Origin of the sequence: Dolichospermum planctonicum (assembly GCF_005402965.1) — a bacterium.
GTDB classification, from domain to species: Bacteria; Cyanobacteriota; Cyanobacteriia; order Cyanobacteriales; family Nostocaceae; genus Dolichospermum; species Dolichospermum planctonicum.
The window spans coordinates 1-248 of the sequence record NZ_BJCF01000184.1; the positions used below are offsets into that span (position 1 = coordinate 1).

At 32.3% G+C, this 248-nt stretch carries 1 pseudogene; it reads right to left on the reverse strand.

Features of this window, described 5'->3' with window-relative positions:
• Nucleotides 1-248: pseudogene (locus tag FFO06_RS20970) on the reverse strand (IS1634 family transposase); the annotation flags it as partial.

Consider the following 248-nt stretch of genomic DNA (forward strand, 5'->3'; position numbering starts at 1 on the left):
TAAAACGTTCGTAGCAATAATAAAACGCCCTGCACTCAGCATTTCCGTATTAATTTTACTTTCATCCTGGGAGACTGTAGCTGATATTTGGTAAGATATTTCTTGTGGAGAATCTTTTGTCTTAGATTTGACTTGAGTAACTTTACTTTCGTTAATTTGGTGATATTTAAACTGTTTTGATAATTTTGATAATGCCTTCATAGCATCTGCTTCACAAGCAAATTCTTCTGGTGATAACTTTTTCAAAT